Raw genomic sequence first — 19,251 nt, 5'->3', positions numbered from 1 at the left:
AATATAACCTTTTTTGAAGTATACATTTCTTCCTGCCTTCCAGTCTAAAAAAGATAAAAAGATTTCGCTTTATAAATCAAAAAAAGTTAAACTGTGTTAATCTTGATTCACTGTTATCATTTTTTTACAATATTTGTTTCACTAACCAACATAAAATTTATTCAAAATGAAAAATTTAAAAAAGCTTAAAAAAGAAGAACTAAAAAAAGTTTTAGGAGGTATGGAGGCCTGCTCATTCCAGCTTTGCTTTAGAAACGGCAAATGGCAATGTGTTCCTTTTGACACATGCGGAGGATTCCAACCTTAAAAGCCAAAAGAGTACATTAAAAGTGTACTCTTTTTTATTGTTACATATTTTACCCGTTCTTCTGAGCCTTCAAAAAACACAGCAACTGTACCCATCCGCTTAATTTCATAACCTGTATATTTGCTTGGCCTATTTAATTTCTACATTGAAAGATTATAAACTTACTTTTGCAGTACTGACCGTTGCCATTGTATGGGGAACTACCTTTTTGTCGATCAGGGTAGCAGTCGAGACCATTCCCGCATGGTTTGTCGCCGGAATACGTCAGTTTCTGGCCGCTATTATTATGTTTCTGATTCTTCTGTACAGGAAAGAATTTAAATGGATTGGTTGGGAAAAGCTGAAATACCAGCTTATTTTTTCGTCATTAATGCTGATTATTGCAAACGGAATGACGACGGTAGCGGAAGAAGAGGTTACCAGCAGCCTTACATCCCTGATCAGTGCCTGCTCCCCCATTCTCGTTTTTCTGGGAAGCCTGGCATTTGGACTTCAGAAGTTCCATGCAAGGGCTTTTATCGGTATCATCCTGTCTTTCAGTGGGATTGTTTTCATATTTTGGGATGGTATTCATGATCTCAAAAATCCGGACTATGCCTTAGGAATCCTGTTTCTGTTTATTGCCATTGCAGGCTGGGCTTCAGGAACAATCTTTACGAAAAAAATGAATATCCAGAGTGGCAATATTTTTCTGAATCTGTTTTACCAGTTTCTGTTTGCCGGGATCGTACAGATTATTTTTGCATTTCTGCTTTCAGAAAATTATAATTTTGAGAACTGGAGCTTAAAAAGCATATCTGCTATGCTTTATCTGGCCGTTTTTGGCTCTGTAGCAGCATTTTTTGCTTTTCATTATGCTTTAACAAAGATTTCGCCGGTACAGATATCAATACTTGCCTACATCAATACCCTCATCTCTATATTTTTAAGCTGGCTGATTCTTAATGAGGAAATCAGCGTCAAATTTATCATTGCAGCCATACTGATCATCCTTGGTGTATTCATCATTAATTATAATCCGCAAATGTTCAAAAAACAAAAAATGGAATAATAATGAAATTAGACCGTCCAATGGGTGGATATTCCAATTCGTTGAAGTCAAAACTATTGATTTCAACGGCGTAATTTTTCCCGAATTTGAGCGGATAGGGGCAGGGAGATTTTATATTTTCCTTATTTTTCCTTATATTGTTTACACCAACACTGACAATATGCTTAAAAACACATTTTTTATCCTTTTTGCCGGCTCATTTTTACTGATCAGCTGTGATTATAAGGAAAAAGAAAAAAATCTGACAGAAAGGGAAAAACAGTTGCTCGAAAAAGAAAAAACATTCGCTCAAAAAGAATCTGAATATCAGTCTCTTTTAAAAATGAGGGACAGTATTTTTGCAAAAAAAGATTCCGTTAGGATCGCTTTATGGCCGGAAGAAATCTCAGGACCATGGACCGGAAAAGTCATCTGTACAGAATCTAATTGCAATGACTATGTAGTGGGTGATCAGCGTACGGATACCTGGGAATTCGACAGTGACTCTATTCATCTGTCAGCAAAAATCATCAATAACAATAACCTGGTAAGGGTTTATTCCGGAAAGTTTGAGCATAATGAGATTAAGCTTAATTTCAGGACAGATTCCACTTCTCAAAAGAAAGTAGAAATGAATGTCCTGCTTAACGATATTTCGGATACCAAACTGAAAGGCACAAGAACTATTATTGCCGACAATGGCTGTACAGCCAAATTTTCCGTCGAATTAGTACGTTCCACAAAATAAAAACACCTATGATTTTACTGAGTATACATAATCTGAATTTTCCTATAGAAGATCCGGTTCTAAAATTCCTGTTGGTACTGGTTATTATCCTTGCCGCTCCCCTGCTTCTGAATAAAATTAAAGTTCCGCACCTGTTGGGCCTTATCATTGCAGGAGCTGTAATAGGACCAAACGGTTTTAATGTGCTGGCAAGAGACAGCAGCATTGTTGTAACGGGAACTACAGGCCTTCTTTATATCATGTTTCTTGCAGGACTAGAAATTGATATGGGTGATTTTAAAAAAAATAAATGGAAAAGCCTTACTTTCGGAATCTACACATTTACTGTTCCGTTCGTTCTGGGTTATCTGGGCGGTTACTATCTGTTGCATTTCTCTATATTGACTTCCATTCTTTTTGCAAGCCTTTTTTCTTCACACACACTGATCGCCTACCCATTGGTCAGCAAATTGGGAATTGCCAAAAATAAAGCAGTAAATATTACAGTCGGCGGAACCATGATTACTGATATTCTGGCGCTTTTGGTGCTTGCCGTGATTGTAGGAATGTCGCAGGGTGATGTAGGTACGGAGTTTTGGGTTAAACTCTCTGTTTCCTTTATCGTTTTTGCTCTCATTGTTTTGATTGTATTCCCTATAATAGGACGATGGTTCTTCAAAAAGGTAGATGATAAGATTTCACAGTATATTTTTGTCCTTGTGATGATTTATCTGGCAGCAATGCTTGCTGAACTTGCCGGGGTGGAAGCTATTATCGGCGCGTTCTTTGCCGGACTTGCTCTAAACAGGCTGATTCCGCATACCTCATCTTTAATGAACAGAGTAGAATTTGTAGGAAATGCGATTTTCATTCCGTTCTTCCTGATCAGTGTAGGAATGCTGATCGACTTTAAAGTTTTCTTTAAAAGTTGGGAAACACTGGAAGTAGCGGGAATTATGCTCGTTGCATCCATCGGAGGAAAGTATATCTCAGCGGTAATGACCCAAAAGACATTCCGGCTGTCCAAGGATGAAGGAAAGCTTATTTTCGGACTGAGCTCCGCTTCTGCAGCAGCAACATTAGCCTCCGTAATGGTGGGATACAATATTATTCTTTCTGAAACTGAGACCGGCGAACCGGTAAGATTACTAAATGAGCATGTACTGAACGGAAGTATTCTTCTGATCCTTATTTCCTGTACCATCTCTTCATTTATTTCAATGGCCAGTGCCCAAAAAATTGCAGAAAGTGACAATGAAGATACAGTTTCCGGCAACAGCCATGAAGAGGAAAATATCCTTCTGGCTATTAACCATGAGGAAACCGTGGAGAGAATGGTGAATCTGGGTATTTTAATCAAGGCCCATTCTAATACAGAAAACCTGTTCGCTTTGAATGTGATTAATGAGGATAAAAATGAATCTTCAGTGAAAAATGCTGAAAAACTTCTCCATCAGGCAGCCGATGCAGCCGCCGCCGCTGACGTTAAAATGCAGTCTCTTAAAAGGTATGACAATGATGTGATCAATGGGGTTAAAAATGTCATTAAGGAGCAGAATATTACCGATCTTATTATCGGTCTGGAGGATGAGAAAGGCTTTTCCCCCTCTTTTGTGTACAACCTTTACAGCGGTTATCTTCAGAATGATGATGTGAATGTACTGGTATATCATGCCGCACAGCCACTATCCACGATAAAGAAATATGCAGTGATGGTCCCGGAGAATGCCCATAAGGAAGCAGGATTTTTCCATGCACTTCTGAGGGTATGGAATATTGCCAGAAATTCCGGTGCCAGTGTAGTTTTTTATGCTCCGGAAAATATTCTGGATATTCTTCAGAAGATTGTTAAAAAAGCCAATATAGAAGCAGAATTTATCATTATGAGTACCTGGCAGGACGGCGAAAAAACAGCAGCTAAATTGAAAGAAGATGAAGCACTGATTGTCCTGATGGCCAAACGAGGCATGAAGTCCTATATTCCTCGGATGAGACTTATCCCGGAATTACTGAACAAATATTTAAATGATAATAATTATCTGTTGATCTTCCCATTTTCAGAATTTGATGAAAACAGCCCGGAGATACGTTCAGTAGGGAACCATGGGGATTTTGTGGAGATTGGAAATGTAATCCAGAAGATTTTTAAATGACAGGAATAAATAAAAAAGCCGGAAGAAAAATCTTCCGACCTTAGGCTACCAAAGGGGTATCTTTATTGTATGTACCAACGTCCACAAGCATTATGACAACCCAAATTAATATCAGGGTCATAATTTGGAGATTGAAGACAGGCAGTCTGACTTGTATAATATGGCTGCCCTGAGCCCCACCATTGTGCACATTCCGGAGTAATTCCTCCTTTTACAGATTTTAAAGATTCTCTTGAAATTTTTTTTAAATTTTTCATAGTAAATAATATTTGATGTTTCTCCTCCTTTTATACTTTAGGATTCGTATCATGAAAATACATGTTTTATTTCAATTTCAACATATTTTTTTTATTAAAATCACATAAAAAAGTAAAATAATATTATAAAGAGACACAAGTCACCATCTAATGTAATATTTGATAATATAACAAGGCATTGTAAATTGTTAATGGTTCTGAATAAATAAGAAAACTTTAATATTCCATAAAAAGCTTCTCAATAAGAAAGATCTTTTCTACGCAAAAGCCTAATACTATATTGTAAATTTAAGGAATGTAAAGGTGGAATCAACAATTGGATTTGATGAAGCGGACAGATTGGAATCACATAAAAAGAGCTGTAATGATTTTACAGCTCTTTATCTTTTTTCTTTTATCTAAGTTTTATTCAGCGATAACCCTTACCATGCTTTTCACCTTCACCAGCTTTTCCATCAGCTCTTCTCTGGAGTCAGCCAGAACATTGATGTGTCCCATTTTTCGTCCTGGTTTGGTTTCGGTTTTCCCGTAGAGATGAATGTAGGTTTTCGGTAACTTAAGAACATCATCCATTCCTTCATAGATCACTTTTCCTGCATGTCCTTCTGCGCCAACAAGGTTAAGCATTCCGCTGTAAGTGAAAGCATCTGTGTCTGCCAATGGCAGGTTTTTTACAACCCGGTACATCTGCTCAAACTGGGAATTGGTATTTCCTTCCTGGCTTTGGTGACCTGAATTATGCAGCCTCGGAGCTGTCTCATTCACCCATACTTTTCCATTTTTGTCAAGGAATAATTCGATGGCAAAAAGACCTGGAGAATTTACAGCATTTAGAAATTTCTCAGTAATGGAATCGATCTGCTTCTGGATATCGTCACTTAGAAATACGGGACAGATATTAAAATCCAGTAAATTCAGCTTTGGATCAGCTACCATTTCTGTTACGGGAAAAGTTTTGGTTTCACCGTTTTCATTTCGGGCAACGATTACGGAAAGTTCCTTGTCTATGTCGACCAGACTTTCTATCACGGAAGCGTCTTTCCATAAATGTTGATAGTCACCTTCGGTTTTAATTACCTGAACTCCTTTACCGTCATAACCTCCTGTATTCATTTTCTGCACAAACGGCAAAGGCATCATGATCTTTTCTTCGCTGTCCCAAACGACCTGAAATTCAGGGCTTGGAATATCGTATGTTTTATAGAATTCTTTCTGGAGGATCTTCTGTTGAATGGTTTTAATAATGGCCGCATTGGGAACTACTTTCACACCCTGTTGTTCAAGCTCGGCTAAAGCATCTGCATTTACGTGTTCTATTTCAATGGTTACCACGTCTTTATCTTTTCCGAAATTCAGTACCGTATCATAATCGTTGAAATTCCCCTGCGTAAAGTGGGAAATACTGCTGCACGGTGCATCGGAAGCTGGGTCCAGTGTATAAAATTGGTCATCGTATTTCAGTGCGCTTTGTATCAGCATTCTTCCGAGCTGTCCGCCTCCTAAAATTCCTATTTTCATTCTTACTTTTATTTTTTCTATTAGATTTTTTAATGGAAAGCTTTATTGAATTTTATCGATCTTTAAGTACCCAAGCCCTATTGGGTTTTCCTGATTCTCTGCCTCAGATTTTGAAAGGATGATGGAATATTTTTCTTTCATTTTTTCCGGCAGAATATCATTGACATTGAAGATATCATCAATATCAACACCGTGCTTATCATCAATATGGCTTACAGCTCCTTCAAAGCCCATTGTCGCATAAAATTCTGTCGCCTTTGCCCTTTTAATGATTTCTCCCATTGATTTCCCCACCATCAGGTGTTGTTCGTGAAATTCTTCAAAAAAGCCTTTTTTGTACCCTCCTAAATTAAGGAAATACAGCTGGTCTTCGGATGGCAGATCTGTTTTTTCAACAATCTTCACCTCATATCCGTCTGCAAATCTCACTTCCTGATAACAGTCCACATGAATCTTTCCTTCTGCTTCTTTCCAGAAATCTTTCATATCGGGAACAAGATCTTTAAGGTTTTCTGCGATCCCGAAAAAAACGTCATGCTGCTCGATATTCCTGCCTTTGGGCGTTGCACCGAGAATGATATAAAATAATTTCATTTCAGTTTTCATAACTGCAAAAATACGTCAAATTTATCTTTTTTAAACGTTTGGCAGAGTACTACAATAGTTTTATATTTGTAGCATGTCAGAAATCATCATTCTGTTTCTCGGCGCAGTTTCCGCCGGTCTTTTGGGTTCACTTACAGGTTTGGGAGGAGGAGTTATTATTATTCCTTTATTGACGCTGGGTTTCGGCGTTCCGATGCATTATGCTATTGGTGCTTCTTTAATTTCTGTGATCGGTACTTCTTCGGGTGCTGCCGTAGCTTTCGTGAAGGAAGGTTTTACGAATATGCGGATAGGCATGTTTCTGGAAATCGGGACTACTGCCGGAGCGATTATCGGAGCATTAGTTTCCGGAATGCTTAATCCCAATACCATTGGAATTATTTTCGCAAGTATCCTTTTATTAACAGTTATTATCAATCTTAAGGGAAAGCCTGATCACCAGGAACCATTGATAAAAGGAAGCCTTGAAGAAAAACTGAAATTATACGGAACTTTTCCCGATAAAGGAGTTTTAAAAAGTTATTCTGCAAGAAATACGGTTTCGGGATTTCTGATGATGCTGTTTGCCGGTGCCATGTCCGGACTTTTAGGAATAGGTTCCGGTGCATTAAAGGTTTTGGCGATGGACAATATGATGAAGTTGCCGTTTAAGGTTTCTACAACGACGAGTAACTTTATGATTGGTGTAACGGCTGTGGCCAGTGCCCTGATCTACTTCCAGAGAGGCGAGATCATTCCTGTAATTGTGGCTCCGGTACTTATTGGTGTCGTAGTAGGAAGTTTCATAGGTTCAAAAACCCTGATGGTATCCAAAACGAAGAAATTAAAAGTATTCTTTGCAATTGTGATCACCATTTTATCAATATATATGATGTATAACGGTATCAATAAAAGTTTCAGATAATGAGAAAGAATTTTACAGATGTGGATCTGAACCGTTCGGTAGGAAATCTTCTGAGGCTTGGTGTTATTTTGTCTGTGGCCACATCATTGATCGGCTTTATTAAGCTTTTTATGGAAGGCTTTAAAATGCCTAAAAAATATACTTCTCTGGACATGGGTTCCTCTTCTGAAAAGGTATGGGGAATGTTTTGGAATTCTTTATGCAAGGGAGAAGGTATGGCCATCATCCAGCTGGGAATATTGCTGCTGATCTTTACGCCTCTGGTTAGGATTATTTTTGCCCTGGTAGGGTATTTAAAAGAAAAAGACTACGTGTATGTAGTCATTTCTTCAATCGTGCTGGCTATTATGGCTGTTAGCTTCTTTACGGGTTATGCCCACTAATTTTTTTTACATTTCATAAAACTCCAGCGGAAGCTGATCCGGATCCTGGGTAAAGAAAAATTCTTTTCCTGTATATTCATCTATGCGGATGGCTTCACAGGTGAGCCCTTTTGCTATGAGCTCATCTCTTTTGATTCCGACATTATCTACAGAGAATGCCAGATGCCTTAAGCCACACGACTCGGGGCGGGAAGGTCTTGGCGGCGGATCAGGAAATGAGAACAGCTCAATAACGTAATGATCACCGATAGCAAGATCAAGCTTATATGACTGTCTTTCTGCACGGTAAACTTCGCGGATAATAGTAAGGCCTAAAACTTCAGTGTAGAATTTCTTTGAAACTCTATAATCTGAGCATATAATGGCAATGTGATGAATCTTCATTTAAAATGTTTTTAAATTCGTGTGTCAGATTTCTATAGATTTGAAAATGAAATCAGATTAATTCTCATTATTTTATTTCTCTGCAGTTCTCTTTTCTTCTGGTATCGATGATGTACTGAATTTTCCAGTCATTTTGCTGCTTAACCAATTGAAAACTGTTCGCTCCGCAATGTGAGAATTTACCTTTGAAGAAGAAAGAATACGGCGTAAAAACACTGGCAAGTCCGCCATCTGTATGCACAGCATCAATGACAATTCTTTCATCCAGATCATCTTTTGAAAATTTGGAAACAGAGGCTATAAATTCCTGTACATTTTCGTTTTTCACTGTTCCGTCTTTAGCAATGCTCTGGAGAATGGCTCCTTCTGCAAAAGCGGATTTCATCAGTTCAGGATCTGCATTCTTCATTCCTAAAAACAGATCACGGACCGGTTTTTCTATTTCCTGGTTCTGCTGTCCGAAACAGAAAGTACTGAAGAGCAGGACAACTGCAATAAGTTTATTCATATGGTTTTATTAATCTGACAGAATAAAAATAGGGAAAATTATACTAATCTATTAAATTAGCATAGCTAAAAAGCGAATTGATTTGAATTGTATAAAAAATAAACTATTTTTATCCGTTGATTAAATTTTATGTGGGGTATTTATTTGTCGTTAATCGGATTGCTGGTGCTTTTGACACTATTGCCTAAAATTCAGAATTCCCATTGGATATTCAGGGTTCCGGAGTTTGGTAAGATTCAGATTACTTATGCTGTTTTGATCACTTTTGTTTTGGGGCTTTTACTTGATCAGACTCAGCATCTCTGGTACTCACAGAGTCTTCTGTTGTTATTGTTCATTCACCACGGGGTTACCCTCGTGAAGTATACACCGCTTTATCCGGTCAAAAAGCATAAGCAGCAGCATAAATCTTCTCGAAAATTACATTTTATTTCTGCCAATGTTTATCAGTTTAATAAGGAATACGAAAGATTTATTCAACTTATTAAAAAATACAAACCTGAAGTCTTTATGACTATGGAAAGTAATGGAGATTGGGAACAGGCCTTGAAAGTTCTTGAAAAAGATTATCCGTTCCGGCATAAAGTAACTCTCGAAAACACCTATGGAATGCATTTCTACTCTAAACTTGAGATCAAGAGTGCACAGACTCATTATTTTGTGGCTGATGATATTCCGAGTATTGAAATACACCTAAAGACTGAAGACGGATTTTCATTTGTATTTTTCGGAGTGCATCCGCCTCCGCCAAGCCCTACTGAAGAAGAAACCTCTAAAGAAAGAGACGGTGATCTTTTAAGTACGGCCAAACGGGTAAAAGATATCCATGAACCGGTTATTGTTGTAGGAGATTTTAATAATGTAGCATGGTCGAAATCATCCATATTATTTAGAAAAACGAGTCATTTGATTGATCCCAGAATCGGACGTTCTTTTGTGTCTACCTTTCATGCGAAATACCGCCTGCTAAGATTTCCGATCGATCTGATGTTCCACAGTGAAGATATTTTTATCAAAGAGCTTAAAACCCTGGAAAATTTCGGTTCAGACCATCTTCCGGTATATTGTGAATTTTTCATAGACCATCACAACGATGAACAGGAAGAGCGGGTTCAGGAAGCGACTCCGGAAGAGAAAGCGGAAGCAGAAGAAATGATACAGGAAGGAAAAGAAGAAGATGGTAACCGCGATGAAGTGGTAACTGAAGGATAAATATGTCTGACAAAAACCAATAATTTATATAATAAAAAAGAGACTGTCAGGTGACAGTCTCTTTTTTTATATTGTATTCTAAAATTTAGAATAATTCTTTTCTGATAATATTCTGGCTTCTTTCAGGACCTACAGAAACCAAATATACATTGATTCCCAGATATTCCTCAATAAACTCTATATATTTCTGAGCATTATCCGGAAGCTCGTCATAGCTTCTTACTTTGGTAAGATCTTCGTTCCATCCCGGTAAATCGTGATAGATTGGTTCGTAGTTGTATAATTTCTCCGTTGAAGAAGTGAAATAATCAATGATCTTATCATCTTCAGTCTTATAATGTGTAACGATTTTCAGATTTTCAATTCCTGTAAGTACGTCTAATTTTGTAATAACCAGGTTGTTGATTCCGTTGATCATACAAGCGTGCTTTAAAGAAACAAGGTCTAACCAGCCTGTTCTTCTTGGTCTTCCGGTTGTAGCACCAAATTCACCACCGATCTGTCTAATCTTTTCTCCTAATTCGTTATCCAGCTCGGAAGGGAAAGGTCCGTTTCCTACTCTTGTACAATATGCCTTGGCAACCCCGATAAGGTTTTGAAGTGAAGTCGGTGGAACACCGGCTCCTGTACAAACTCCTCCTGTAGAAGGTGAAGAAGAAGTTACGTATGGGTATGTTCCGAAGTCGATATCCAGCATCAATGCCTGAGCACCTTCGAATAAAACATTTTTACCGTCTCTGATCGCTTCATTCAACTCTACTTCCGTATCTACGATTCTGTCCTGAAGCTGCTTTCCGATGGCTAAAAATTCGTTATAAATTTCCTCTACATCCAGTGTTGGCTTTCCGTAGTATTTTTCAAAAAGAGAATTTTTAACTTTTAGGTTTTTCTCAATTTTGTCTCTTAAGATTTCAGGATTTAAAAGGTCTACCATTCTGATCCCGATTCTTGCGATCTTATCTTCATAGCATGGCCCGATTCCTTTTTTTGTAGTTCCAATCTGAGTTCCTCCATGTTCCTCTTCACGGTATGTATCCAAAAGAATGTGGTAAGGCATGATCACATGCGCTCTTCTGCTGATAAAAATGTGGTCAGTTCTCAAGCCTTTGCTCTCGATCTGGCCAACCTCTTTAATGAAAGATTTTGGGTTTACCACTACTCCATTAGCAATGATACACTTCCCTTTGCACTGCAGTACACCAGAAGGAAGAAGGTGAAGTACAAATTTTTCTTCGCCTACATAAACCGTGTGACCAGCGTTGTCCCCCCCTTGGAAACGAACAACATAATCCGATTTAGCCGATAAAACATCCGTGATTTTTCCTTTACCTTCATCTCCATACTGAAGACCTACAACTACGTAAGTTGACATATTTTACTTTTATTTTAGATTCATGCAAAATTACTTTTTAAAAATAGGGTGGGCAAATTATGAGGGAAATTTATTTTATGGGTGAGGTGGAAATCATGTGTTTATTATATAAAAATTTCTTTATCATGACAGACGACCCAAAATATTTAATGTAAAAAAGAAAATTATTAATTCCGTATATTTGATTGTCTACTGAAATAATAAGGCAACCCATATGGCATCAAAAAAATCATCTTACTTCTCCCCAACAACTACCAGCAAGACAAAACTCTTCCATACCCTGTTCACTCCTGATACAGTTCCCGTAAAAGCTACTTTACTCATTATCCACGGCATGCAGGAACATAGCGGAAGATATGCTGAAATTGCCGGTTATTTTGCAGACCGGGGGCTGGCTGTACTAACTTATGATCATCTGGGACATGGAAAATCCGTAAAAGATAAAAAAGACATCGGATTTTTCCAGCTGAACCAACCCGATGAAAAACTTGTTTCAGATGCTGAAGCAGTGAGTAAACATCTTCACCAACAATATCCGGATGTCCCTCATTTTGTTCTTGGACATTCCATGGGATCTTTTGTTACCCGCTGCCTTCTTCAGAGAGCCAGCAGCCAGTTTACCGGAGCAGTTATTACAGGAACAGGAGGTTCCCTGGCCGGCATCAGTCTGATAAAAGGTTATCTTTCATTAGCGAACAAAATAGCGCCTCATCATCTTACTTACCTCAATACTCTTTTCAATATTGTCAATAACAAACATTTCAAGAAAGATCCCGATTTCAGTGATACAAGCTGGCTCAGTCTGAATCAGGCTAACAGGAAAGCTTTTACAGAAGATGAACTTTGTGGTGTTCCGTTTACCAATAATGCTTTTTATGCATTGTTCAGTATTTACAAAAAAGCAACGGCAAGAAGCTGGGCTGCTTCTATTCCAAAATCCTTCCCTTTCCTTTTCATTAGCGGACAGAATGATCCTATCGGAGATTTCAGTAAAGGAGTGCTACAGACAATCAATCATTTAAAGCAGGATGGATTTAATGATGCACATACGAAAATCTACCCCGAAATGCGCCACGAAATATTAAATGAAGAAATCAGGGAAGATGTCTTCAATGAAATATACCAGTGGATTCTAAAGCATTTATAACATTAATATCCGTGTTCATCTGTAAAATATGCGGGAGATCTTTATTTTTGAAGGCTGCAAGCTTACTTTCTTCTTTCATTTTTTTAATTATTATATATTTAAGCATTGATAATTATAACAAAAAACACAAAAAATTATGGCTAAAAAATTAAATTTTATTGTTGCTCTACTTTCCCTCGTAACATTTTCGCTACATGCTCAGAATAAAACGATTGAATATTTAAACATTCCCGGCCCAATTAAAATGGATGGCAAAACCTATAATTTGATCTGGAGTTCTCATCCCAATGAAAATTATTACAAGCAGGAATATTTGTGTTCCAATGAAAAGATTGAAAAATACAATACATTAGCTTTGATCGAATTTGTAAAGGGAGATTTCAATCTTAAAGATGTTGTTGATCAAAAAGTAAGCGAACTTGAAAAAATGAAGCAATCGAATCCGGTTGTAAATTATAAAATATATGAAAATGATGGTGAATATATTTTAGACTTTCTCATGAGTGAAAATTCGAAAGATGGAAAGGAAATATTAATTGCAGAAAGAAATATATACCGTTATAAACTGATTACTGTTAATGAAAGCAAAGGCGTTTTACTTTTCGCTATAAGTGAAAGAGGCTATAAAGAAAATATGGAGAAATTTTTCAATAATCTAAAAAATAACTCTACTCACTTAATAGAAGTTGTTGGGAATTATAAACTACCCAATGTTCAGTTAAAATAAAAAAATAAAACTTTGCGAACAACAGAGAAACGTTACCTCCACTCGAACCTTATAGGTTTCTAAAACCCATAAGGTTTACATTTGCATCCAAAAAAATACAATATACTATGCCATCTGTGAAATCTGCGGGAGATTTTCAACCATGGTATCTCCCGCAGACTACTCCTTTATATTTAGATAAGAGATTGCTTCGTCGCTGCGCTCCTCGCAATGACAAAATACAAAAAAACATCTGCTTAATCAGCAAAATCCACGGGAGCATACAACAATCAGAACGTAGCACCTCAATTTAGTCCAAAACAATCTCCCTCTCCACCCCGATATCTTCCAGGAAAAGCTCATCATGTGAAATTACCAACAATGTTCCCTTATAATCTTTAATAGATGCTGTTAAGATTTCTACGTTCTGCAGATCCAAATTATTCGTCGGTTCATCAAGGACAATCATATCAGGAGCTTTACTGCTTATAGAAAGCCCACAGAGAAGGAGTCTTAATCGCTCTCCTCCGCTCAGTACTCCACATTTCTTATCCCAGGTTTCTTTTCCAAACAGAAATCTGGCCAACAGAGTTTTCACTTCAGATTCCTGCATTGCTCCGTCATTAAACTGCTTCACAAAATCATACACACTTATTTCGTGCCCGATCAGGGAATATTCCTGATCAATGTAAATCGTATTAAATTCTGATCTCGAAATATTACCAACATTCGGTTGTAAACCTCCCAACAACAGTTTTATCAAAGTTGTTTTCCCCGATCCGTTTGAGCCTTTGATAGAAATTTTGTCACCACTCCTGATCTCAAGACTGAGATTTTCCTTCCAGAGATTTTGATGTCCATATTTGAAATTAATGTCTTCCGCACTGATCAGAATTTTTCCGGAATGCAGATTGGAATCGTTGAAATTCACTTTCATCTGATCAGAATTTTTCAGTGAAAAACGAAGATCGCGAAGATCGCCGGAAATACCGCTGATTTTTTCAGCATGAACGCCTTTTAATTTAGAAGTATTTTTTTCAGCACTATTCCGTAAGGTATTCATCATAATTCTCGCTACACCGGATTTCTCCTGCTTCTGTTTTCCTCTTGCATCCAGTTTCTGTTTGCGTTCTATAGTTTCCCGTTCCTTTTCTTTTGCTTTTTTCAGGGCCCTTTCCTTAGCATGAATATCATTCTGGAGTGCTTCCTGCTCTATTTCTTTCTGTTCAGCATAAAAGTCATAATTTCCACCATAAGTAGAAATTCCCTGATTGCTTAATTCAAAAATGGTATCGACCAAATTCAGCAAAGTACGGTCATGGCTCACAATCACAACAGTCGAATTTGTTTTTTCAATAAAATCATACAACAGATTTCGTCCTTCCAGATCGAGATGATTCGTAGGTTCATCCAGAATGATAATATCCGGCTGACTAATCTGAATACCAGCCAGAAAAACTTTTGTTTTCTGTCCTCCGCTTAAGCTTTCCAGCTTTTGACTTAAGTCCAGATCTTCAAGTTTCCAGTAACTTAATGCATTCTGACAGCGTTCCTCAATATCCCAGTCGTCATTTAAAATTTCAAAATATTCTTCATCTACTTCGCCACTTGTGATCTTTTGAAGAGCATTCAGTTTTTTGTCAATTTTAAAACATTCTGCCACAGTCAGATGATCAAAATTTCCGAACATCTGCGGAACACAGTATACATCACCCTTAACGGTTACACTTCCTTCTAAAGGTTGAATCTCCTGATCCATAATCTTCAGGAGCGTAGATTTCCCAATACCGTTGCTTCCGGCTAATGCCGATACAGTGTGAGGTTGTATGGTTAAATTGATTGAATTAAAAAGGAGATCCCCTCCGGGAAACCCGTAAGATATATTTTGCAGTAAAATCATTATTTCTTTCTTGTAATAGTTAAACATCAGCAGCACCTGGGCTACTGTTTGATAGATCGGAAAGAAACTGAATCCTACATGTTATAATTGGGTTTTGGAAATACAAAGATAGCAAATTATTAATTATTCATTTTTTTTAGTTAAAAAACATAAAATCTTCATATAAAAAACAAAGGTAAAAGCACAAAAAAAGCAATATTTTTACAATGGTTAAATTCATTGGATCAGAATTTCTTTTACGTAAAGGACTTGTAAAACGAAGATTTTTCCGAATAGATTATGATAATTAAAGCTTTAAAAGGTGAATTATTTCAAGATATTCGTTTTAAATGATATGTTTATTAAATCCGGAATAAAAGTAGAAAAGATTTTAATCAAAAATCCGTAACTTTGCCGACTACTAAAATTTTTTATGGAAAGCATTAAAGTTCACGACAAAACTTTCGTTCCTTATCTGAAGGACGCCGAAATTCAGGAAATTGTAAAAGAAACAGCGTTAAGGATTTATGAAGATTACAAAGACGAGGTTCCTGTTTTCATCGGGGTTCTGAATGGAGTGATCATGTTCTTCTCAGATCTTTTAAAATACTATCCGGGCGAATGCGAAATTGCTTTTATCCAGATGAGCTCGTATGCAGGAACAGAGTCCACAGGGATTGTTTACCAAAAAATGGAACTGACTAAAGATGTGAAAGACCGTCACATTATTCTTGTAGAAGATATTGTAGATACCGGAAACACAGTTGAGAGTCTGTTCAAATATTTTACGGAAACACAGCGTCCTAAATCTGTAAAGCTGGCTTCATTCTTACTAAAGCCGGATGTTTACAAAAAAGATTTCAAGCTGGATTATATCGGAAAAGAGATTCCAAATAAATTTGTTCTTGGTTATGGTCTTGATTATGATGAATTGGGAAGAAACCTTTCAAACCTGTATCAACTGGAAGAAGGACAGATCAACCATTAATTACTGCTACTAGCTTTTGGCTATTAGCCATTAGCTTTAAATATTAAAATCGAAATAAAGTAAATATTAACTAAAAAAGCTAAAGGCTGAAAGCTTAGTGCCGGAAGCTGCAAGCGAATCAACATTATGATAAACATTGTTCTGTTCGGCCCTCCAGGAAGTGGAAAAGGAACACAAGCTCAAAACCTGATCGAAAAATTCAATTTAAAACAGATTTCAACAGGTGATCTTTTCAGATATAACATGAAAAATGATACGGAGCTTGGAAAACTGGCTAAGTCTTATATCGATAAGGGAGAACTGGTTCCGGATCAGGTAACAACGGATATGCTGGTCGACGAGCTCAGAAAACCTACCGATACCAACGGATTTATCTTTGACGGTTACCCAAGAACTACTGCCCAGACGGAAGCTTTGGAAAAAATTGTAGCAGAGGAACTGAACGATAAGATTGATATCTGTCTTTCGTTAGTAGTAGAAGACAAAATTTTAGTGGAAAGACTTCTGAAAAGAGGGGAAACCAGCGGAAGATCTGACGACAGTAATGTGGAGATCATTGAAAACAGAATTAAAGAATATTATACTAAAACAGCAGAAGTTGCCGAACTTTACAAACAGCAGGGAAAATATGTTGAAGTAAACGGCGTAGGAGAAATTGAAGAAATTTCCCAAAAGCTTTTCGCTGAAGTCGAAAAAATTAAATAATCGGGACATGAGTTACAGGATTTGAAAAATTCAGATTCTGTAACCTACAACCCGCAACACAAACTATATGTCTAACTTTGTAGATTACGTAAAGATCCATTGTAAAAGCGGACACGGAGGTGCTGGTTCTGCCCACCTTCGCCGTGAAAAATATATTCCTAAAGGTGGTCCGGATGGAGGCGACGGAGGCCGTGGCGGACACGTCATCATGAGAGGAAATGCTCAGGAATGGACTTTACTTCCGCTTCGATACACCCGTCACATAAAAGCTGATCGTGGTGAAAACGGAGCGAAAAACCAGCTGACCGGTGCTGACGGTGACGATATTTATATTGATGTTCCGATTGGGACTATCGCTAAAAATGAAGAGGGAGAAATTATCGGTGAAATCCTTGAAGACAAGCAGGAAATTATCTTGATGCAGGGAGGAAAAGGAGGAAAAGGAAATGAGCATTTCAAATCTTCTACCAACCAGACTCCAAGATATGCACAGCCGGGAATGGATGGCGAGGAAGGTTTTGTTGTTTTCGAGCTTAAAATTTTGGCCGATGTAGGTTTAGTTGGTTTTCCAAATGCCGGAAAATCTACCCTTCTTGCATCCGTATCTGCTGCAAAGCCTAAAATCGCGAATTATGCATTTACAACTCTGACCCCCAATCTTGGTATTGTGGACTACAGAAATTACAAATCATTTGTAATGGCTGATATTCCGGGAATCATTGAAGGGGCTGCTGAAGGGAAAGGTTTGGGACACAGATTTTTAAGACATATTGAAAGAAATTCTATCTTATTATTTTTAATTCCGGCTGATTCTGAAAGTCATTTCCAGGAGTTTAAAATTCTGGAAAATGAATTAACGGAGTACAATCCTGAACTTTTGGATAAAGATTTCATCATTTCTATTTCAAAATCAGATCTTCTGGATGATGAGCTGAAAAAAGAAATTTCTGCTGAATTCCCTGAAAACAGAAAGCCATTATTTTTCTCTGGTGTAACGGGAGAAGGCCTTGTAGAACTGAAAGACGCAATCTGGAAAAAACTTCACGGATAAAAGATGATACACTCATTGAAGAAAATAACAGCACCCGCTGTTATTTTTGTTTCATTTCTCCTGCCTGCCCTGACTTATGCTCAGGACAGCTTTTCATTCATGGAAACATCCAAACAGGATGAACGTGCTCCTTTAAATAATAAGGCGTTCTTTAAGTATGAATTCAACAAGAGGTTAAAATATAAATTTACTTACGAAAAGGCAGAGGGTCAGGGTACAGATAATGAGGTGAGCGATATTATAGAATATTACACCAATGAAAGTGATTTTTCTGTGTTGTATTTTAACAACAGCAGAAATGGGATTATCTATAATTTAAACAAAGATACCAATCCTGTACTTCCTGTTTCGATCAAGGATCAAAGTAAAGAGATCAAACCCGGAAATTTTGATTATTTCACCGGCGACATTCCTTTGGAATCTGAAATTGCTGACATCAGAAAAAGGAAAAAATTGAAAACTGATCAGATATTAGAGTTGGTTGAAAAGAAAACGGAAAATGATCTTATCCATTATAAGTATAATCTTATCCGTAATAATAAAGCAAAAACGAATCTGGGAATTATTGAACTGGATGTAACCAACGATGACCAGAATTTCAACAATAATATCCTGTACGATATGGAACCTTTGTTCTTCAAAAATAAGATCATGTTTGACAAAGGCGAAATAAAAAGCTATTCTTATTACAATACTGCCAAGAAGAGAACAAAGTACTATGAATCAATGAATAATGATTCTATACTATTAAGATTATCATTTACCAAAGGTTGTTGTGTTTCATCTCTGGAATAGTTTCTATACTACGACAGTTCAGCATTTGGAATAATTATTGAAAGAAAACAGGAAACCATCGCTATGAAATATATATTAAGTCTTTGTGCATTTTTATTTTTATTTTCTTGTACAACCCAGAAAACCAATTCAAAATACGCTAAAATCGAATATGAAGCAGGAGCATGTTTCGGATCCTGCCCTATCTTCACCATGACCATTAATCCGGACAGAACAGCCATATTGGAAGCTGAGCATTTTAATTTCTCGAAAGATTTTTCAAAAGGGGAATTTTCAAAACCGCGTGAAGGAACTTTTAAAGGGGTAATCAAGGAAGCAGATTATAACAAATTAGTTTCTCTACTGAATGGTCTTGACGTGAAAAATCTAAAAGATAAATACGGAACAAGAAATATCACGGACCTCTCAACTTCATATCTGAGAATTAATTTTACGGATGGAACTTCCAAAAACGTAGAAGACTATGGCAAAAGAGGAAGTGAAAAACTGAGGGAAGTCTACATGTTCATTGAAGACCTGAGACATAACCAGCAGTGGGCAAAAGTAAAATAATCCGTTTAAAAATATTTAGACTACCTTTGCATCGTATCATTCCTTCACATTGAGGGAATTTTATTTT

21 protein-coding genes are annotated in these 19,251 nt (G+C 37.2%); 14 read left to right on the top strand and 7 right to left on the bottom strand.

The window, feature by feature from the left end; genetic code table 11:
* Positions 1–166 precede the first annotated feature (166 nt).
* The 4 genes from V6R96_RS05215 (at position 167) to V6R96_RS05200 (ending at position 4,217) form a co-directional block, all read left to right on the top strand.
* The gene (locus tag V6R96_RS05215; protein WP_157963416.1) at positions 167–307 is read left to right on the top strand and encodes a bacteriocin-like protein; all 141 of its coding nucleotides are present in this window, start codon (positions 167–169) and stop codon (positions 305–307) included.
* Between the two features lie 145 nt (positions 308–452).
* Positions 453–1,358, top strand: coding sequence for a DMT family transporter (locus tag V6R96_RS05210; RefSeq protein ID WP_223558920.1), 906 nt, complete (start codon positions 453–455; stop codon positions 1,356–1,358).
* 160 nt (positions 1,359–1,518) lie between these two features.
* Positions 1,519–2,085 (top strand): hypothetical protein, encoded by a 567-nt coding sequence (locus V6R96_RS05205; RefSeq protein WP_336378205.1) that lies wholly within the window; start codon positions 1,519–1,521, stop codon positions 2,083–2,085.
* Positions 2,086–2,093: 8 nt separating this feature from the next.
* The gene (locus V6R96_RS05200) at positions 2,094–4,217 is read left to right on the top strand and encodes a cation:proton antiporter (RefSeq protein ID WP_336378204.1); all 2,124 of its coding nucleotides are present in this window, start codon (positions 2,094–2,096) and stop codon (positions 4,215–4,217) included.
* Between the two features lie 62 nt (positions 4,218–4,279).
* Here V6R96_RS05200 and V6R96_RS05195 read toward each other — a convergent pair whose 3' ends face one another.
* The 3 genes from V6R96_RS05195 to V6R96_RS05185 all read right to left on the bottom strand — a co-directional run bounded on the left by V6R96_RS05195 (position 4,280) and on the right by V6R96_RS05185 (position 6,586).
* Positions 4,280–4,474, bottom strand: a complete 195-nt coding sequence (locus V6R96_RS05195; protein WP_146897209.1) for a bacteriocin-like protein — start codon at positions 4,472–4,474, stop codon at positions 4,280–4,282.
* 405 nt (positions 4,475–4,879) lie between these two features.
* Positions 4,880–5,992, bottom strand: a complete 1,113-nt coding sequence (locus V6R96_RS05190; protein WP_336378203.1) for a 5-(carboxyamino)imidazole ribonucleotide synthase — start codon at positions 5,990–5,992, stop codon at positions 4,880–4,882.
* A 42-nt stretch (positions 5,993–6,034) separates the two neighbouring features.
* On the bottom strand, positions 6,035–6,586 hold the full coding sequence (locus V6R96_RS05185) for a DUF1543 domain-containing protein (RefSeq protein ID WP_223558916.1): 552 nt from the start codon (positions 6,584–6,586) through the stop codon (positions 6,035–6,037).
* Between the two features lie 85 nt (positions 6,587–6,671).
* Here V6R96_RS05185 and V6R96_RS05180 point away from each other — a divergent pair, with 85 nt between their 5' ends.
* Positions 6,672–7,502 (top strand): sulfite exporter TauE/SafE family protein, encoded by an 831-nt coding sequence (locus tag V6R96_RS05180; protein ID WP_111960971.1) that lies wholly within the window; start codon positions 6,672–6,674, stop codon positions 7,500–7,502.
* Positions 7,502–7,885 carry a DUF1634 domain-containing protein gene (locus V6R96_RS05175; RefSeq protein WP_111960970.1) on the top strand — a complete coding sequence of 128 codons (384 nt, stop codon included), beginning with the start codon at positions 7,502–7,504 and terminating at the stop codon, positions 7,883–7,885. The genes V6R96_RS05180 and V6R96_RS05175 overlap by 1 nt, the downstream gene beginning before the upstream one ends.
* A gap of 6 nt (positions 7,886–7,891) precedes the next feature.
* On the opposite strand, the gene V6R96_RS05170 is transcribed toward V6R96_RS05175, so the two are convergent.
* Both V6R96_RS05170 and V6R96_RS05165 read right to left on the bottom strand, forming a co-directional pair.
* Positions 7,892–8,269 carry a VOC family protein gene (locus V6R96_RS05170; RefSeq protein ID WP_336378202.1) on the bottom strand — a complete coding sequence of 126 codons (378 nt, stop codon included), beginning with the start codon at positions 8,267–8,269 and terminating at the stop codon, positions 7,892–7,894.
* 67 nt (positions 8,270–8,336) lie between these two features.
* Positions 8,337–8,777, bottom strand: coding sequence for a nuclear transport factor 2 family protein (locus V6R96_RS05165; protein WP_336378201.1), 441 nt, complete (start codon positions 8,775–8,777; stop codon positions 8,337–8,339).
* Positions 8,778–8,906: 129 nt separating this feature from the next.
* Here V6R96_RS05165 and V6R96_RS05160 point away from each other — a divergent pair, with 129 nt between their 5' ends.
* Positions 8,907–9,989 (top strand): endonuclease/exonuclease/phosphatase family protein, encoded by a 1,083-nt coding sequence (locus V6R96_RS05160; RefSeq protein ID WP_336378200.1) that lies wholly within the window; start codon positions 8,907–8,909, stop codon positions 9,987–9,989.
* A gap of 85 nt (positions 9,990–10,074) precedes the next feature.
* On the opposite strand, the gene V6R96_RS05155 is transcribed toward V6R96_RS05160, so the two are convergent.
* The gene (locus V6R96_RS05155; protein WP_111960966.1) at positions 10,075–11,361 is read right to left on the bottom strand and encodes an adenylosuccinate synthase; all 1,287 of its coding nucleotides are present in this window, start codon (positions 11,359–11,361) and stop codon (positions 10,075–10,077) included.
* Between the two features lie 214 nt (positions 11,362–11,575).
* On the opposite strand from V6R96_RS05155, the gene V6R96_RS05150 reads away from it, so the two are divergent.
* Both V6R96_RS05150 and V6R96_RS05145 read left to right on the top strand, forming a co-directional pair.
* Positions 11,576–12,508 carry an alpha/beta fold hydrolase gene (locus tag V6R96_RS05150; RefSeq protein WP_336378199.1) on the top strand — a complete coding sequence of 311 codons (933 nt, stop codon included), beginning with the start codon at positions 11,576–11,578 and terminating at the stop codon, positions 12,506–12,508.
* A gap of 136 nt (positions 12,509–12,644) precedes the next feature.
* Positions 12,645–13,235, top strand: coding sequence for a hypothetical protein (locus V6R96_RS05145; RefSeq protein WP_336378198.1), 591 nt, complete (start codon positions 12,645–12,647; stop codon positions 13,233–13,235).
* A gap of 289 nt (positions 13,236–13,524) precedes the next feature.
* Here the strand turns inward: V6R96_RS05145 and V6R96_RS05140 are convergent, their stop codons facing one another.
* On the bottom strand, positions 13,525–15,114 hold the full coding sequence (locus tag V6R96_RS05140; RefSeq protein ID WP_336378197.1) for an ABC-F family ATP-binding cassette domain-containing protein: 1,590 nt from the start codon (positions 15,112–15,114) through the stop codon (positions 13,525–13,527).
* Between the two features lie 412 nt (positions 15,115–15,526).
* On the opposite strand from V6R96_RS05140, the gene V6R96_RS05135 reads away from it, so the two are divergent.
* The 5 genes from V6R96_RS05135 to V6R96_RS05115 all read left to right on the top strand — a co-directional run bounded on the left by V6R96_RS05135 (position 15,527) and on the right by V6R96_RS05115 (position 19,184).
* A complete protein-coding gene (locus tag V6R96_RS05135; protein WP_223558909.1) occupies positions 15,527–16,081 on the top strand; it encodes a phosphoribosyltransferase in 555 nt (184 codons plus the stop codon).
* 126 nt (positions 16,082–16,207) lie between these two features.
* Complete coding sequence (locus tag V6R96_RS05130; protein WP_111960962.1) at positions 16,208–16,786, top strand: adenylate kinase; 579 nt, start codon at positions 16,208–16,210, stop codon at positions 16,784–16,786.
* Between the two features lie 67 nt (positions 16,787–16,853).
* Complete coding sequence (obgE, locus tag V6R96_RS05125; protein WP_111960961.1) at positions 16,854–17,837, top strand: GTPase ObgE; 984 nt, start codon at positions 16,854–16,856, stop codon at positions 17,835–17,837.
* Positions 17,838–17,840: 3 nt separating this feature from the next.
* On the top strand, positions 17,841–18,632 hold the full coding sequence (locus tag V6R96_RS05120; RefSeq protein ID WP_336378196.1) for a hypothetical protein: 792 nt from the start codon (positions 17,841–17,843) through the stop codon (positions 18,630–18,632).
* A 63-nt stretch (positions 18,633–18,695) separates the two neighbouring features.
* On the top strand, positions 18,696–19,184 hold the full coding sequence (locus tag V6R96_RS05115; RefSeq protein WP_336378195.1) for a DUF6438 domain-containing protein: 489 nt from the start codon (positions 18,696–18,698) through the stop codon (positions 19,182–19,184).
* The last annotated feature ends 67 nt before the right edge of the window (positions 19,185–19,251 follow it).

Source organism: Chryseobacterium sp. CCNWLW53, from assembly GCF_037083525.1.
GTDB classification, from domain to species: Bacteria; Bacteroidota; Bacteroidia; order Flavobacteriales; family Weeksellaceae; genus Chryseobacterium; species Chryseobacterium lathyri.
The sequence above is the reverse complement of the archived record's forward strand: the minus strand, read 5'-3'. Positions and strand labels throughout refer to the sequence as shown.

Bases quoted from the DNA above. Each gene is read 5' to 3' on its own strand.
- V6R96_RS05215 (WP_157963416.1), top strand. From the start codon at position 167: ATGAAAAATTTAAAAAAGCTTAAAAAAGAAGAACTAAAAAAAGTTTTA.
- V6R96_RS05205 (WP_336378205.1), top strand. From the start codon at position 1,519: ATGCTTAAAAACACATTTTTTATCCTTTTTGCCGGCTCATTTTTACTG.
- V6R96_RS05200 (WP_336378204.1), top strand. From the start codon at position 2,094: ATGATTTTACTGAGTATACATAATCTGAATTTTCCTATAGAAGATCCG.
- V6R96_RS05195 (WP_146897209.1), bottom strand. From the start codon at position 4,474: ATGAAAAATTTAAAAAAAATTTCAAGAGAATCTTTAAAATCTGTAAAA.
- V6R96_RS05190 (WP_336378203.1), bottom strand. From the start codon at position 5,992: ATGAAAATAGGAATTTTAGGAGGCGGACAGCTCGGAAGAATGCTGATA.
- V6R96_RS05185 (WP_223558916.1), bottom strand. From the start codon at position 6,586: ATGAAATTATTTTATATCATTCTCGGTGCAACGCCCAAAGGCAGGAAT.
- V6R96_RS05180 (WP_111960971.1), top strand. From the start codon at position 6,672: ATGTCAGAAATCATCATTCTGTTTCTCGGCGCAGTTTCCGCCGGTCTT.
- V6R96_RS05175 (WP_111960970.1), top strand. From the start codon at position 7,502: ATGAGAAAGAATTTTACAGATGTGGATCTGAACCGTTCGGTAGGAAAT.
- V6R96_RS05170 (WP_336378202.1), bottom strand. From the start codon at position 8,269: ATGAAGATTCATCACATTGCCATTATATGCTCAGATTATAGAGTTTCA.
- V6R96_RS05165 (WP_336378201.1), bottom strand. From the start codon at position 8,777: ATGAATAAACTTATTGCAGTTGTCCTGCTCTTCAGTACTTTCTGTTTC.
- V6R96_RS05160 (WP_336378200.1), top strand. From the start codon at position 8,907: ATGTGGGGTATTTATTTGTCGTTAATCGGATTGCTGGTGCTTTTGACA.
- V6R96_RS05155 (WP_111960966.1), bottom strand. From the start codon at position 11,361: ATGTCAACTTACGTAGTTGTAGGTCTTCAGTATGGAGATGAAGGTAAA.
- V6R96_RS05150 (WP_336378199.1), top strand. From the start codon at position 11,576: ATGGCATCAAAAAAATCATCTTACTTCTCCCCAACAACTACCAGCAAG.
- V6R96_RS05145 (WP_336378198.1), top strand. From the start codon at position 12,645: ATGGCTAAAAAATTAAATTTTATTGTTGCTCTACTTTCCCTCGTAACA.
- V6R96_RS05140 (WP_336378197.1), bottom strand. From the start codon at position 15,114: ATGATTTTACTGCAAAATATATCTTACGGGTTTCCCGGAGGGGATCTC.
- V6R96_RS05135 (WP_223558909.1), top strand. From the start codon at position 15,527: ATGGAAAGCATTAAAGTTCACGACAAAACTTTCGTTCCTTATCTGAAG.
- V6R96_RS05130 (WP_111960962.1), top strand. From the start codon at position 16,208: ATGATAAACATTGTTCTGTTCGGCCCTCCAGGAAGTGGAAAAGGAACA.
- obgE (WP_111960961.1), top strand. From the start codon at position 16,854: ATGTCTAACTTTGTAGATTACGTAAAGATCCATTGTAAAAGCGGACAC.
- V6R96_RS05120 (WP_336378196.1), top strand. From the start codon at position 17,841: ATGATACACTCATTGAAGAAAATAACAGCACCCGCTGTTATTTTTGTT.
- V6R96_RS05115 (WP_336378195.1), top strand. From the start codon at position 18,696: ATGAAATATATATTAAGTCTTTGTGCATTTTTATTTTTATTTTCTTGT.